The sequence below is a fragment of the Arthrobacter sp. SDR-2R genome, from assembly GCF_057747955.1.
On the sequence record NZ_CM173231.1, the window covers coordinates 3,157,013 to 3,170,953 of the forward strand.

The following is a 13,941-nucleotide window of genomic DNA, read 5'->3' on the forward strand; positions in this document are numbered from 1 at the left end:
GCACCTAGAGGATGCCGAGGTTGCGCTGCAGCTCGTAGGGCGTCACCTGCAGCCGATAATCCTGCCATTCGGCGCGCTTGTTGCGCAGGAAGTGCTCGTAGACCTGCTCGCCCAGGATCTGCGGCATCAGCTCCGAGTCCTCCATGGAGCGGATGGCGTCGTGCAGGCTTGCCGGCAGCGGATCGTGGCCCATGGCGCGGCGCTCGGCCGAGCTGAGCGACCAGACGTCGTCCTCAGCGGCTGCCGGCAGCTCGTAGCCTTCCTCAATGCCCTTCAGCCCTGCACCGAGCAGGACGGCATAGGCAAGGTAGGGGTTGGCCGCGGAATCGATGCCGCGGTACTCGATGCGGGCGGACTGGCCCTTGCCCGGCTTGTACAGCGGCACGCGGACCAGGGCGGAACGGTTGTTATGCCCCCAGCTCAGGTAGCTGGGAGCCTCGCCGCCGCCCCACAGGCGCTTGTAGGAGTTGACGAACTGGTTAGTGACTGCCGTGAACTCGGGGGCGTGCTTGAGGATGCCGGCAATGTACTGGCGGGCCGTCTTGGACAGCTGGAACTCGGCACCTGCCTCGAAGAACGCATTGCTGTCCCCCTCGAACAGCGAGAAGTGCGTATGCATTCCGGAACCGGGGTGGTCGGTGAACGGCTTGGGCATGAAGGTGGCGTAGGTTCCCTGCTGCAGGGCCACCTCCTTGATGACCGTGCGGAACGTCATGATGTTGTCCGCGGTCTGCAGTGCGTCGGCGTAGCGAAGGTCGATCTCGTTCTGGCCGGGACCGCCTTCGTGATGGCTGAACTCCACCGAGATTCCCACCGATTCCAGCATGGTGACGGCGGTGCGGCGGAAGTCCTGGGCCACGCCGCCGGGAACGTGGTCGAAGTAGCCGCCCTCATCCACCGGCACGGGTGCGCCGTCCGGACCCGGCTCCTGGGACTTGAGCAGGTAGAACTCGATCTCGGGATGCGTGTAGCAGGTGAAGCCCATGTCCGCGGCCTTGGCAAGGGTCCGCTTGAGGACGTTGCGCGGATCAGCGGTGGAGGGCTCGCCGTCGGGAGTCAGGATGTCGCAGAACATGCGTGAGGTCTGCTCCGTCTCGCCGCGCCACGGCAGGATCTGGAAGGTTGCCGGGTCCGGCTGCAGCAGCATGTCCGATTCGAAGACGCGGGCCAGGCCCTCAATGGAGGAACCGTCGAAGCCGAGGCCTTCCTCGAACGCTCCCTCGACTTCCGCCGGCGCCAGCGCCACGGACTTCAGCGAACCCACGACGTCGGTGAACCACAGCCGCACGAAACGTACGTCGCGCTCTTCGATCGTGCGCAGGACAAATTCTTGCTGGCGGTCCATGATGGCCTCTTCTCCGGTCAACGTTCATGCTCCGGGGCCCGCGCAAAGGGGAAAGCCGGCAGCAGTTCATCATCACTGTACTAATCATTCGGCGCCGATGCTTGAGCCTGCGCCGTGCGTAACACAGCATTAACCTGTTCGGCCGCCCAGGCCGCCGCCCGCCCGGGTCTCCAGCGCCCTTTGGCGCCCGTCCAAAGCGCCGCTATGACGCTAATCACCTTTGACCGGCGCCGCCCGCGGTAGCTAGGACGCCGGGTACCGCACTACGCTCATCCCATGGCCTCCAGCAAGAGCTCCGACTCCAGCGCGTCCGCAGAAGTACCCGCACCTTACGGAAGCGGCCCGGGCACACCGGCCGCGGCCGCGGCTGCGGCCCCGGCCCCGGCGGAACGGAAGCCGGCAAAGGTCCGCATCCACCACCTGAAGCAGGCCAAGAACGACGGCACCAAGTTCGCCATGCTTACCGCGTACGAGCAATACACGGCCGAGATCTTTGACGCAGCCGGCATCGAGGTGCTCCTGGTTGGCGATTCGGCGTCGAACAACGTGTTCGGCAACGAGACCAGCCTTCCGGTGACCGTGGACGAACTGCTCCCCCTGTGCCGGGCCGTCGCCAGGACCGCCAAACGCGCCCTGGTGGTGGCGGACCTTCCGTTCGGCAGCTACGAGGTCAGCGCCGAACAGGCCGTGGCCGCCGGTGTCCGTTTCCTGAAGGAAGGGCTGGCCCACGCCGTGAAGATCGAGGGCGGGAAGTACTACGCTCCAACGGTCCGGGCCATGGTGCAGGCAGGCATTCCGGTCATGGCCCATATCGGCTTCACCCCCCAAAGCGAACACGCCCTGGGCGGGTACCGTGTCCAGGGCCGCGGCGACGATGCCCGGCGCCTGATTGACGACGCCGTCGCGCTGGCGGACGCCGGGGCGTTCTGCGTGCTGATGGAGATGGTGCCTGCCGAAACAGCGGCGGCGGTCGACGCGGCAGTGAGCGTTCCCACGGTTGGCATCGGTGCCGGCAAGGCGACGACCGGCCAGGTGCTCGTGTGGCAGGACATGGCCGGCCTGCGGGGCGGCCGGATGGCCAAGTTCGTCAAGCAGTACGCGGACCTGCGCAGCACATTGCTCGACGCCGCCACCGCCTATGGCGAGGACGTCCGGTCAGGCCAGTTCCCCGGCCCGGAGCACTCGTTCTAAACCCGCCCGGGTAAGCCGGCTGCAGCGAGGCCGGACGCACCCAACGGGTCAGTCGTCGTCGTCCTTTTCCCAGGCCTCGTTGCGCGCTTTGACCTTTTCCAGGGCGTGTTCGGCTTCCGCCCGGGTCTGGTAGGGCCCAATGAGCTGGCTCCAGTCCGACATCCGGTCCTCTTCCACCTCGTGGGTCTTGATGTTGAACCAGTACTCAGTCATCGTTGCTCCTCGTTCCGGCGACAGGGAAAGCCGGGGGTGATCCACGTAACACAAACACTTACGCGTGCCCTCCGCCGCTTGTCGGTTGTTAAGCGTTCTGTGGTGCCTTATATGATCAATCTATGCCTTCCCTTGCCTCGACTGCACCCATTGGCACCCTGACCCCGGGTACCGTGAGTCCGCAGCGTCCCGTCCCGGCGTCCATCCCCCGTCCGGAGTATGTCGGCAAGCCCGCCCCGGCCAAGTTCACCGGTTCCGAGGTCAAATCCGCGGAGACCATCGAGAAGATCCGGATTGCCAGCAGGATCGCGGCCCAGGCCATCGTTGAAGTGGGCAGGCACATCCAGCCGGGCGTCACCACGGATGAGCTGGACAAGGTGGGCCATGAGTTCCTGCTGGACCACAACGCCTACCCGTCCACGCTCGGTTACCGCGGATTCCCCAAATCGCTCTGCTCGTCCTTGAACGAGGTCATTTGCCATGGCATTCCGGACAGCACGGTGGTCCAGGACGGCGACATCCTGAACATCGACATCACTGCCTACATCAACGGCGTCCACGGCGACACGAACTTCACCTTCCTGGTGGGGGACGTTGACGAGGAATCACGGCTGCTGGTGGAGCGCACCAGGGAGTCGCTGAACCGCGCCATCAAGGCCGTGGCGCCCGGACGCGAGATCAACGTCATTGGCCGTGCCATCCAGTCCTACGCCAAGCGGTTCGGCTACGGCGTGGTGCGCGACTTCACCGGCCACGGGGTTGGCGAGGCATTCCACACCGGGCTGATCATTCCGCACTATGATGCCGCGCCTGCGTACAACACGGTGATCGAGGCCGGCATGGTGTTCACCATCGAACCGATGCTCACCCTGGGCACCGTGGAGTGGGACATGTGGAGCGACGACTGGACCGTGGTCACCCGGGACCGTCGGCGCACCGCACAGTTCGAGCACACCCTGCTGGTCACCGAGACCGGCGCCGAAATCCTCACCCTCCCGTAACCCGGCCATGCCCGCACGGGCATGCTGCCGGCGCAGACCGGACACCTGTTACCGGCCGCGCAAGCGGCCCCTTTTCCTGCCCGCCCCTGTCACACGAACGGAATCCCATTGGCCAAGAAGGACGAAAAACCGCACAAGAACGCACCGCTGATCGGCATCGACATCGGTGGCACGGGCATCAAGGGCGGCATTGTCGACCTGAAGAAGGGCAAGCTCCTGGGTGAGCGCTTCCGTGTGCCCACGCCCCAGCCCGCCACCCCGGAGGCTGTGGCCGAGGCCGTGGCCCTGGTGGTGGCCGAGCTTTCTGCGCGCCCCGAGGCTCCTGAAGCCGGCTCTCCCGTGGGCGTGACGTTCCCGGGGATCATCCAGCACGGCGTGGTCCATTCGGCCGCCAACGTGGACAAAAGCTGGCTGGACACCGACATCGATGCCCTCCTTACCGCGCGGCTGGGCCGTCCCGTGGAGGTCATCAACGACGCCGACGCCGCCGGCCTGGCCGAAGCACGCTACGGTGCCGGCGCCGGCGTGTCCGGCACGGTCCTGGTCATCACCCTCGGTACAGGCATCGGTTCGGCCTTCATCTTCGACGGCAAACTGGTCCCCAACGCCGAGCTGGGCCACCTTGAAATTGACGGCTTCGACGCCGAATCCAAGGCATCCGCTGTGGCCCGGGAACGGGACGGGCTGTCATGGGACGAGTACAGCGTGCTGCTTCAGCGCTACTTCTCCCACGTGGAGTTCCTGTTCTCGCCGGAACTGTTCATCGTGGGCGGCGGAATCTCGAAGCGCGCGGACGAGTACCTTCCCAACCTCAAGCTCCGCACCCCGATTGTCCCGGCTGTCCTGCGCAACGAGGCAGGCATTGTGGGCGCCGCCCTGGAAATCGCCCTGAAGCACAAGCTGGCCAAGTAGGAGTGGTGCCGGTGGCGGCTGCGGCTTCCCCTCCGCTGCCGCCACCGGAGTCTAGAGGGGGCTCTTCTCGGAGCTCTTGGCGTTGCCGGCCGGGCCTTTGGCGTCCTCTTCGGCCTCGTGGCGGAGCAGGGCGATAGCAGTTTCGAAATCCTCAAGGGACTCGAATGCCTGGTACACGCTGGCAAACCGCAGGTACGCCACCTTGTCGAGTTTCTGCAGTGGTCCAAGGATCACCAGGCCCACCTCGTGGGCATCGATTTCGGCGGCACCGGACGCCCGGATTTGTTCTTCGACTTCCTGGGCCAGCATGGCGAGGTCATCCTCGCTCACGGGGCGCCCCTGGCAGGCCTTGCGGACTCCGTTGATGACCTTGCTGCGGCTGAAGGGTTCGCCCACCCCGGACCGCTTGATCACGGAGAGGCTGGTTGTTTCGACGGTGGTGAACCGGCGGCCGCATTCGGGGCACTGCCGGCGCCGGCGGATGGCTGAACCGTCATCCGCCATCCGGCTGTCCACCACGCGGGAATCGGGGTTGCGGCAGAACGGGCAGTACATGTCGTTCCCCCCTTTTCGCTTGTGGTGTGCAAGATTCCTTGGAAGCCATCAGCACCGCCGGGGGCAATGCTGTGGCGCCTCCCAGTTTACGGGCACATGTGGGGTAATAACAATCCTGTAATTACTACATGTAGTGGTGTCACCCCTGGCCGGGGAACCGCACCGTGACGGCGTCGCCGTGGGCGGGAAGGTCCTCGGCCCGGGACAGGCTCACGATGTGCCCGCTGACCTCGGCCAGGGCTTCCCGGCTGTAGTTGACCACCTGGATGGCGCGCAGGAAGGTGGTGACGTTCAGGCCCGAGGAAAAGGCGGCGGTGCCGCTGGTGGGCAGCACGTGGTTGGAGCCTGCGCAGTAGTCGCCCAGGCTCACCGGGCTGTAGTCGCCGACGAAGATTGCCCCCGCATTGCGGATCCGTGCAGCCACGGCTGCGGCATCGCGGGTCATGATTTCCAGGTGCTCGGCGGCGTAGGCGTCGCAGGCAGCGATCCCCTGCTCCAGTCCGTCCACCAGCACGACGCCGGACTGCGGGCCGGACAGCGCCTCCCGGACCCTGGCCGAGTGTTTGGTTGCAGCGGCCTGAAGCTCCAGTTCAGCGCGCACGGCCGCGGCCAGCTCTTCCGAATCGGTGATCAGGACCGATGCGGCCTTGGGATCGTGCTCGGCCTGGCTGAGCAGGTCTGCGGCAACCAGCGCCGGCTGGGCGGAGTCGTCTGCCAGGATGGCGATTTCCGTGGTTCCCGCCTCGGAGTCGATTCCAACAACGCCCTTGACCAGCCGTTTGGCCGTGGCGACGAAGATGTTCCCGGGCCCTGTCACCACATCGACGGGCTCCAGCGCGGGACCGGCCGGTGAGGCTTCGACGCCGTACGCGAAGGCGGCGATGGCCTGCGCACCGCCGATGGCATAGACCTCGGTGACGCCCAGCAGCGCCGCTGCGGCCAGGATGGTGGGGTGCGGCAGGCCGCCGAACTCCTTCTGCGGCGGTGAGGCCAGGGCAACGGATTCCACGCCTGCCGCGAGTGCGGGCACGACGTTCATGATCACCGATGAGGGATACACGGCAAGGCCGCCGGGAACGTACAGCCCCACCCGCGCCACGGGGACCCAGTTCTGGCTGACGACGGCGCCGTCGCCAAGTTCGACGTCCACGTTGCGGGGGCGCTGGGCGTCAGCGAATTTCCGTGCCCGGCTGATCGATTCCTCCAGCGCGGCCCGCACCTCCGGTTCCAACTGGGCCAGCGCTGCGTCAATCGCCTCCCTGGGGACCAGCGGGTGGTCCTGGGCCACGCCGTCGAACCTTTCCGCCAAGTCCGCCAGCGCCGCAAAGCCGCGCTGCCGGACGGCGGAGATGATCTCCAGGACCTTTTCTTCGGCATCCGCCACGGTCTGGCCCTTGGCCCGGGGAACGGCGGCGCGCAGGGCTGCGAGCGTCAGGTTGCGGCCGCGAAGGTCGACGGTGCGGAAATCGACGGCGGCTGCCGCGGGGGCGGGAAACTCCGGGAAAGTGGTCACCGGACTATTTTACGGGGCTGTTCGCGCCTGCCTGTTCCGTCCCCTTCTCCCGGGGCTTCCTGCCCGCCCCGCCGAACAGTTCCAGCACGAAGACCGACATTGCCGTGGCGGCAGGCCACAGCAGCAGCACCGGCCACGCCCGGAGGGAAAAGGCGATGCTGGCGTTCGCCGACGCATCAACAGCAGGTCCCAAGAGCCGGCCTGCAAAAACCCCGGTCCCCCAGGCGAGTACACTCCCTGCCAGCGCTCCGGCAAGGCCGGTCAGCAGGGCCGCCTGCGGGTCCGCACGCCTGCCATCCGCCAGGAACACGGCCAGGAGGCAACCGGCCAGCACCAGGATCCCTGCCAGGGTGAGGTCGCGCGGAAGCCACACCAGGGGAACCGTGCCCGACGCCAGGGCGGGATCCCGTGTAACCAGGTTCAATCCGCCCGGCGCCAGGAGCCACCACAGGATGCCTGCCGGAATTCCGGCCGCCGCCGGAACCAGCAGCAGGGACCAGGGCAGCCGCCGTGCGGAGTTTGTCATGCATCACACCTTAACAAAGGTTCCTGCCAGGTGATCCGGCCACGCAGTGCGTGCGGCTGTTCTCCGCCCCGGCCGCGGGCCAATAGGCTTGGAGGAAGAGTTACACCACTTAGTGCAGGAGTTCCGGTGACCGACAGCAGCGAGCCGTTCGAGCAGACGTTCAGGGAGATGTTCCGCCGCCACGCCGCGGGCGTTGCCATCATCACCGTGAACTACCAGGACGAGCCCTACGGCTTCACCGCCACCTCGGTGGCGTCGCTGTCCGCCAAGCCGCCCCGGTTCACGTTCAACATGGCACGCAGTTCAAGGTCCTGGCCGGCCGTGGCCAACACCCAGTACCTGGGTGTGCACATGCTGGGGCTGGAGAACCAGGAACTGGCCGCCCGCTTTGCCCGCCCGGGCAACCGCTTCGAAGGCAACCACTGGGAGATCGGTCCGCACGGTGTGCCCATTCTGAAGGACGTCGCAGGGTGGCTGATCGGCGAGGTGCAGATGCGGCTCTCCTTCGAGAACAACGCGGTGGTGGTGGTCCAGGTGGTGGACGGCCAGGTGGGCGGCGAGGGATCACCCCTGCTGTACCACGGCGGCGCCTACGGGCAGCCCATGCCGCTGGATTACGAAATCTAGGCGCGGCACGCAGCCCCACCCCCGCCCCCAGCCACGCACCCGGGCAGGGCACGACGGCGGCAGGTGCCGGCCGCCGTCGGCTGTTCCTTTGTCAGGCGTCCAGGCAGGGGTCAGGCGTCCAGGCAGGCGGGGCCCAGCAGGACCTTCAGGTCGCCGAACAGCGACGGGCTGGGGTTGACGCGGAGGTGGACCGGCAGGCCCATGATTTCCGTGCGGGTGTCTCCCTGCAGGTGCAGCCGCACCTCCGAATTGCCCCGGTGGGTGCGCAGCACATCGCCCAGCTCGGTGACCACGGCCTCGGTGGCCTTGTGGGTGGGCATGGTGATCACCAGGGGCCCGTTCAGCCCTTCGCTGAGGTCCGGGACGGACAACTCCATGCAGTTCAGGGTGATGGCGCCGTCGTCGCGCTTCTGCAGCCGGCCCTTGACCACCACGATCAGGTCCTCGGCGAGGACGGAGGCGATGGGCCCGTAAACCTGCCCGAAGAACATGACCTCGATCGAGCCGCCCAGGTCTTCGACCTCCGCCCGGGCGTAAGCGTTGCCGCTGGCTTTGGCGATGCGCCGGCTCAGCGACGTGATCATGCCCGCGATGGTGATGATGGCGCCGTCCTGCGGACCGTCCTCGCCCAGAATAGTGGTGATGCTCATCTCGGCGTGCTGGGCCAGAAGTCCCTCGAGGCCCTGCAGCGGATGGTCCGACACGTAGAGTCCCAGCATGTCCCGCTCGAAGGAGAGCTTGTCCTTCTTCTCCCACTCGGGCAGGTCCGGAATCTCGATGCTCAGGGAGGACGACTCCGAACCCGCTTCCTCGAATCCGGCGAAAAGGTCGAACTGGCCAATGGCCTCGTTGCGCTTGAGGGTGATGACGGAGTCGATCGCCTCTTCATGGATCATTGCCAGGGCACGGCGGTGGTGGCCCAGTGAGTCGAACGCCCCCGACTTGATGAGAGATTCGATGGTCCGCTTGTTGCAGACCACGGCCGGCACCTTCATCAGGTAGTCCTTGAACGAGGTGAAGGCGCCCTCGCTTTCGCGGGCGGCCACCATGGCCTCGACGGCGTTGACGCCCACATTGCGGATGGCACCCATGCCAAAGCGGATGTCGTTTCCCACCGGAGTGAAGTTCAGGGCAGACTCGTTGACGTCCGGCGGAAGGACCGTGATGCCCATGCGCCGGCACTCGTTGAGGTAGATGGCCGATTTGTCCTTGTCATCGCCCACCGAGGTCAGCAGGGCCGCCATGTATTCCGGCGCATAGTGCGCCTTGAGGTACGCGGTCCAGTAGGAGATCACGCCGTACGCGGCGGAGTGCGCCTTGTTGAAGGCGTAGTCGGAGAAGGGCAGCAGGATGTCCCAGAGGGTCTTGACGGCCTCCATGGAGTAGCCGTTGTCCTGCATGCCCTGGGAGAAGCCCGCAAACTGCTTGTCCAGCTCGGACTTCTTCTTCTTGCCCATGGCGCGGCGGAGGATGTCCGCCTGGCCCAGGGAATAGCCTGCCAGCTTCTGGGCCACGGCCATGACCTGCTCCTGGTACACAATCAGGCCATAGGTGCCGCCGAGGATTTCCTTGAGGGGTTCCTCGAGTTCCGGATGGATGGGGATCACTTCCTGGATCCCGTTCTTGCGCAGCGCGTAGTCGGTGTGCGCGTTGGCGCCCATGGGGCCCGGACGGTAGAGCGCCAGGACGGCGGAAATGTCTTCGAAGTTGTCAGGCTTCATGAGCTTGAGCAGCGACCGCATGGGACCGCCATCGAGCTGGAAGACACCCAGGGTGTCGCCGCGGGCCAGGAGTTCATAGGACTCGGCATCGTCCAGCTCGAGGTTTTCCAGGTCCAGCTCGATGCCCCGGTTCATCTTGATGTTCTCAAGGGCATCGGAAATGATCGTCAGGTTCCGCAGGCCCAGGAAGTCCATCTTGATCAGGCCAAGGCCCTCGGACGTGGGATAGTCGAACTGGGTGATCACCTGGCCGTCCTGGAAACGGCGCATGATGGGGATGACGTCGATGATCGGGTCGGAGGACATGATCACGCCGGCCGCGTGCACGCCCCACTGCCGCTTCAGGCCTTCAATGCCCAGGGCCGTCTCGAAAACCTTGGCGGCTTCGGGGTCGGTGGCAATGAGCTGCCGGAAGTCCCCCGCCTCGCTGTAACGCTTGGCTTCCGGGTTCTGGATGTCCGCCAGCGGGATGTCCTTTGCCATCACGGCCGGCGGCAGTGCCTTGGTCAGCTGCTCGCCCATGCTGAAGGGGTAGCCAAGGACACGGGAGGAGTCCTTGAGGGCCTGCTTGGTCTTGATGGTGCCGTACGTGACGATCATGGCCACGCGCTCGTCGCCGTACTTCCGGGTCACATAGTCGATGACCTCGGAACGGCGCCGGTCATCGAAGTCGACGTCGAAGTCGGGCATGGAGACGCGGTCCGGGTTGAGGAACCGTTCGAAGATCAGTCCGTGGCGCAGGGGGTCGAGGTCGGTGATGCGCATGGCGTAGGCCACCATCGAGCCTGCACCCGAACCACGCCCGGGGCCCACCCGGATGCCGTTGTTCTTGGCCCAGTTGATGAAGTCGGCAACCACCAGGAAGTAGCCCGGGAAGCCCATGGAGGTGATGACGCCGAGCTCGTAGTCGGCCTGCTTGCGGACCTCGTCCGGTATGCCGCCCGGGTAACGGTACTTCAGGCCCTTGTCCACTTCCTTGACCAGCCAGGAGGTTTCGTCCTCGCCGGGCGGGCAGGGGAACCGCGGCATGTAGTTGGCATCCGTGTTGAAGGACACCTCGCAGCGCTCGGCGATGAGCAGGGTGTTGTCGCATGCCTCCGGATGGTCGCGGAAGAGCTCCCGCATCTCCTGGGGGGATTTGAGGTAGTAGCCGCTGCCGGAGAACGCGAACCGCGAACCGCCGTTGTCATAGGTGGGTTCCAGCAGCGTGGAGCCGGACTGGATGGCCAGCAGCGCCTCGTGTGCCTTGGCGTCGTGCTCGTGGGTGTAGTGGAGGTCATTGGTGGCCACCAGCGGCAGGTTCAGGTCCTTGGCCAGCCGCAGCAGGTCACCGGTGACGCGCCGTTCAATGTCCAGCCCGTGGTCCATCAGTTCGCAGAAGTAGTTGTCCGCGCCGAAGATGTCCCGGAATTCGGCCGCTGCTTCCAGGGCTTCGCGGTACTGGCCGAGCCGGAGCCGGGTCTGGACCTCACCGGAGGGGCATCCGGTGGTGGCGATCAGCCCTTCCGAGTAGGTGTTCAGCAGTTCGCGGTCCAGCCGGGGCCACTTGCCGAACACCGAGTCAAGCGAGGCGATGGACGAGGCCCGGAACAGGTTCCGCATGCCCACGTTGTTGTAGCTCAGCAGCGTCATGTGGGTGTAGGACCCACCGCCGGAGACGTCGTCCTTGCGCTGGGATTCGTCGCCCCACCGGACGCGTTCCTTGTCCGTCCGGGCGGTGCCGGGGGTTACGTACGCCTCGACGCCGATGATCGGCTTGATGCCCTTGTCCGTGGCCTTTCGCCAGAAATCGAAGGCACCGAACAGGTAGCCGTGGTCCGTCGTGGCGAGGGCAGGCATGCCCAGGCGCTCGGTTTCGTCGAACAGCTCCCCCAGCCGGGCAGCTCCATCCAGCATGGAATATTCGGTGTGGGTGTGCAGGTGGACAAACGAATCTTTGCTGGAACTCACCGCACCATTCTAAGCGCTGCCGCTTTGCTGCTCCGCCAGGAGGCCCGTGTCAGGCCTGTCCCGATTCGAGTACTTCCAGTGCGTAAGCCAGGTCCTGGGGGTAGTCGCTGGCGACCGTGACACGCTCCCCCGTCACGGGGTGGTCGAATGACAGTGCGCGGGCGTGCAGCCACTGGCGGGTAAGCCCAAGGGTGGCGGCAAGGCGGGGGTCGGCGCCGTACGTGAGGTCGCCGGCGCAGGGGTGGCGGAGTGCGGAGAAGTGGACCCGGATCTGGTGGGTCCGCCCGGTTTCAAGGTGGACCTCCACCAGGCTGGCCTTGCCGAATGCCTCCAGGACCTCGTAATGGGTCACCGAGGGGCGGCCATCCTCGATGACGGCAAAACGCCAGTCATGCCCGGGGTGGCGTCCGATGGGGGCGTCGATGGTCCCGGTCAGGGGATCGGGAAGGCCCTGCACCACCGCGTGGTAGACCTTGTCCACCGTGCGCTCCTTGAAGGCGCGTTTCAGGGCTGTGTAGGCCCGCTCGGACTTGGCCACGACCATCACGCCGGAGGTCCCGACGTCGAGGCGGTGGACGATTCCTGCCCGCTCCGGGGCACCCGACGTGGAGATGCGGTACCCGGCGGCGGCCAGGCCGCCTACCACTGTGGGCCCCACCCAGCCGGGCGAGGGATGGGCGGCCACGCCCACGGGTTTGTCGACGACGACGAAATCGTCGTCGTCGAGCAGGATGTTCAGGCCTTCCACAATCTCCTCCACGACTTCCAGCGGGTCACGCCGCTCCGGGACGGTGACGTCCAGGACGTCCCCGGCCACGAGTTTTGCCGACTTTCCCAATGCCTTGCCCCGGTTCAGGACGTGGCCCTCCGCCAGCAGGGACGCGGCCACGGAACGGGATACCCCCAAAAGGCCGGCCAGCCCGGCGTCAGCCCGCGTCCCGCCGTATTCGTCAGCCACCACAACGCGCTCAGTCATGGGCGGTCTTTTCCTTGTGCGCGTTCCCCAGCCGGGTTCCGTCCAGCGCGATTCCGCGGATGGTCAGGAGGCAGATGATGGCGACGGCGGAGACGACGGCCGAGTCGGCGATGTTGAAGATGGCGAAATTGGGCAGCTGGATGAAGTCCACCACGTGGCCCATGCCGAAGGACGGTTCGCGGAAGAGCCGGTCGGTGAGGTTGCCCAGGGCCCCGCCGAGCAGCAAACCCAAGGCAAGGGACCACCACGCAGAACCCAGCCTGCGCACCTGGAAAAGGATGGCGACGGCCACGGCGGCCATGATGATGGAAAACACCCACGTGACATTCTCACCAATGGAAAACGCAGCACCCGAATTCCGGATGAAGTACCAGTGCAGGAGGGGCGGCAGGACGGGAATCCGCTCCCCTTCCACCATGGTGGAAGTGACCCAGAGTTTGGTCAGCTGGTCCAGGACGTAGGCGAAAACCGCGAACCCGGCGAACAGGGACAGCAGCACTGCCCGGCGCGGGCGTGGTGAGGGTGGGACAGGGCGTGCCGCATCCGCAGCGAGTTCGTCAGTCATGGTGCTTTCAATTCGTGGTGCTGGGTCTCAATGCCAAAAGCCGGTGGCCGAGGAATCCTCAGCCACCGGCTTTCAGAATACGTGCTGCCAGACTTAGTTGGCTTCGCTGACTTCCGGGGTCGCTACTGAGCCGCGGGCATCCAGGTCGCGGAGCTGGCCCTCGATGTAGGCCTTCAGGCGTGAACGGTAGTCGCGTTCGAAGCCGCGGAGCTGCTCCACCTTGCGTTCCAGGACGGACCGCTGCTGCTCCAGCGCGCCGAGGATCTTGCGGGACTTCTCCTGGGCGTCGTTGACGAGGCTGCTGGCTTCGATCTGCGCTTCGGCGATGATCTTGTCCTTCTGGGCCTGGCCGTCGGCGACGTGGCGGTCGTGCATCTGCTGCGCCATGGCCAGCAGGCCGGCAGCGGATTCAGCGGAAGGAGTGGCCACGCCTGCAGGGGCGGCCGGTGCGGCGGCAGCCGGGGCAGCCGGCTGGATGTCCTTCTTCTTGGCTTCGGCAGCCTTCGCCTCGGCCTCAGCCTTTTCACGGGCCTCGTCCTTGTCGGCCTTGACCGGCGCGGGGACCTTCTCCACCACGGGGGCGGCAGCTGAGCTGGCCGGAACACTCGAACCTGCTTCGGCGAGCTTCTTGCGGAGCTCGTCGTTTTCCTGGTTCAGGCGGCGGAGTTCAACGACGATTTCGTCCAGGAAGTCGTCAACCTCGTCCTGGTCATAGCCCTCGCGGAACTTGGTGGGCTGAAAGCGCTTGTTGACAACGTCTTCTGGCGTCAAAGCCATCTGGTCACCTCACTGGTCTGGTTAGTCAGTAGGCCTTCCGGCCGTCAAAACTACGGTACCTAAATTTGG

The 13,941-nt window shown here is 65.9% G+C and carries 13 protein-coding genes; 4 read left to right on the forward strand and 9 right to left on the reverse strand.

Annotated features, from left to right (window positions below; genetic code table 11):
- Positions 1-4: 4 nt before the first annotated feature.
- On the reverse strand, positions 5-1,345 hold the full coding sequence (gene glnA, locus AC3ANU_RS14580) for a type I glutamate--ammonia ligase (RefSeq protein WP_488314773.1): 1,341 nt from the start codon (positions 1,343-1,345) through the stop codon (positions 5-7).
- A 276-nt stretch (positions 1,346-1,621) separates the two neighbouring features.
- On the opposite strand from glnA, the gene panB reads away from it, so the two are divergent.
- Entirely contained in the window at positions 1,622-2,536 is a 915-nt protein-coding gene (gene panB / locus AC3ANU_RS14585) for a 3-methyl-2-oxobutanoate hydroxymethyltransferase (protein ID WP_488314774.1), read from the forward strand.
- 48 nt (positions 2,537-2,584) lie between these two features.
- Here panB and AC3ANU_RS14590 read toward each other — a convergent pair whose 3' ends face one another.
- Positions 2,585-2,749, reverse strand: a complete 165-nt coding sequence (locus AC3ANU_RS14590) for an SPOR domain-containing protein (protein WP_488314775.1) — start codon at positions 2,747-2,749, stop codon at positions 2,585-2,587.
- 122 nt (positions 2,750-2,871) lie between these two features.
- On the opposite strand from AC3ANU_RS14590, the gene map reads away from it, so the two are divergent.
- Together map and ppgK are read left to right on the forward strand one after the other, a co-directional pair.
- On the forward strand, positions 2,872-3,750 hold the full coding sequence (gene map / locus AC3ANU_RS14595) for a type I methionyl aminopeptidase (protein WP_018771537.1): 879 nt from the start codon (positions 2,872-2,874) through the stop codon (positions 3,748-3,750).
- A gap of 108 nt (positions 3,751-3,858) precedes the next feature.
- Positions 3,859-4,662, forward strand: coding sequence for a polyphosphate--glucose phosphotransferase (ppgK, locus tag AC3ANU_RS14600; RefSeq protein WP_018771536.1), 804 nt, complete (start codon positions 3,859-3,861; stop codon positions 4,660-4,662).
- A 51-nt stretch (positions 4,663-4,713) separates the two neighbouring features.
- On the opposite strand, the gene nrdR is transcribed toward ppgK, so the two are convergent.
- From nrdR to AC3ANU_RS14615, 3 genes are all read right to left on the reverse strand, one after another.
- Complete coding sequence (gene nrdR / locus AC3ANU_RS14605) at positions 4,714-5,217, reverse strand: transcriptional regulator NrdR (RefSeq protein WP_018771535.1); 504 nt, start codon at positions 5,215-5,217, stop codon at positions 4,714-4,716.
- Between the two features lie 139 nt (positions 5,218-5,356).
- Entirely contained in the window at positions 5,357-6,730 is a 1,374-nt protein-coding gene (gene hisD / locus AC3ANU_RS14610) for a histidinol dehydrogenase (protein ID WP_144599607.1), read from the reverse strand.
- Between the two features lie 4 nt (positions 6,731-6,734).
- Entirely contained in the window at positions 6,735-7,256 is a 522-nt protein-coding gene (locus AC3ANU_RS14615) for a hypothetical protein (protein WP_056389783.1), read from the reverse strand.
- Positions 7,257-7,382: 126 nt separating this feature from the next.
- On the opposite strand from AC3ANU_RS14615, the gene AC3ANU_RS14620 reads away from it, so the two are divergent.
- Entirely contained in the window at positions 7,383-7,883 is a 501-nt protein-coding gene (locus tag AC3ANU_RS14620) for a flavin reductase family protein (RefSeq protein ID WP_018771532.1), read from the forward strand.
- Between the two features lie 110 nt (positions 7,884-7,993).
- On the opposite strand, the gene dnaE is transcribed toward AC3ANU_RS14620, so the two are convergent.
- From dnaE to AC3ANU_RS14640, 4 genes are all read right to left on the reverse strand, one after another.
- On the reverse strand, positions 7,994-11,554 hold the full coding sequence (gene dnaE / locus AC3ANU_RS14625; RefSeq protein WP_018771531.1) for a DNA polymerase III subunit alpha: 3,561 nt from the start codon (positions 11,552-11,554) through the stop codon (positions 7,994-7,996).
- Positions 11,555-11,603: 49 nt separating this feature from the next.
- The gene (locus AC3ANU_RS14630; protein ID WP_488314776.1) at positions 11,604-12,530 is read right to left on the reverse strand and encodes an RluA family pseudouridine synthase; all 927 of its coding nucleotides are present in this window, start codon (positions 12,528-12,530) and stop codon (positions 11,604-11,606) included.
- Positions 12,523-13,095 carry a signal peptidase II gene (gene lspA / locus AC3ANU_RS14635; protein ID WP_056389775.1) on the reverse strand — a complete coding sequence of 191 codons (573 nt, stop codon included), beginning with the start codon at positions 13,093-13,095 and terminating at the stop codon, positions 12,523-12,525. Before lspA ends, AC3ANU_RS14630 begins: the two co-directional genes overlap by 8 nt.
- A gap of 93 nt (positions 13,096-13,188) precedes the next feature.
- Positions 13,189-13,872, reverse strand: a complete 684-nt coding sequence (locus AC3ANU_RS14640) for a DivIVA domain-containing protein (RefSeq protein ID WP_056389772.1) — start codon at positions 13,870-13,872, stop codon at positions 13,189-13,191.
- Between the last annotated feature and the right edge of the window lie 69 nt (positions 13,873-13,941).

Coding starts and splice junctions, on each gene's coding strand:
- AC3ANU_RS14630 (WP_488314776.1), bottom strand. CDS start 12,530: ATGACTGAGCGCGTTGTGGTGGCTGACGAATACGGCGGGACGCGGGCT.
- glnA (WP_488314773.1), bottom strand. CDS start 1,345: ATGGACCGCCAGCAAGAATTTGTCCTGCGCACGATCGAAGAGCGCGAC.
- panB (WP_488314774.1), top strand. CDS start 1,622: ATGGCCTCCAGCAAGAGCTCCGACTCCAGCGCGTCCGCAGAAGTACCC.
- nrdR (WP_018771535.1), bottom strand. CDS start 5,217: ATGTACTGCCCGTTCTGCCGCAACCCCGATTCCCGCGTGGTGGACAGC.
- AC3ANU_RS14590 (WP_488314775.1), bottom strand. CDS start 2,749: ATGACTGAGTACTGGTTCAACATCAAGACCCACGAGGTGGAAGAGGAC.
- lspA (WP_056389775.1), bottom strand. CDS start 13,095: ATGACTGACGAACTCGCTGCGGATGCGGCACGCCCTGTCCCACCCTCA.
- AC3ANU_RS14615 (WP_056389783.1), bottom strand. CDS start 7,256: ATGACAAACTCCGCACGGCGGCTGCCCTGGTCCCTGCTGCTGGTTCCG.
- AC3ANU_RS14640 (WP_056389772.1), bottom strand. CDS start 13,872: ATGGCTTTGACGCCAGAAGACGTTGTCAACAAGCGCTTTCAGCCCACC.
- map (WP_018771537.1), top strand. CDS start 2,872: ATGCCTTCCCTTGCCTCGACTGCACCCATTGGCACCCTGACCCCGGGT.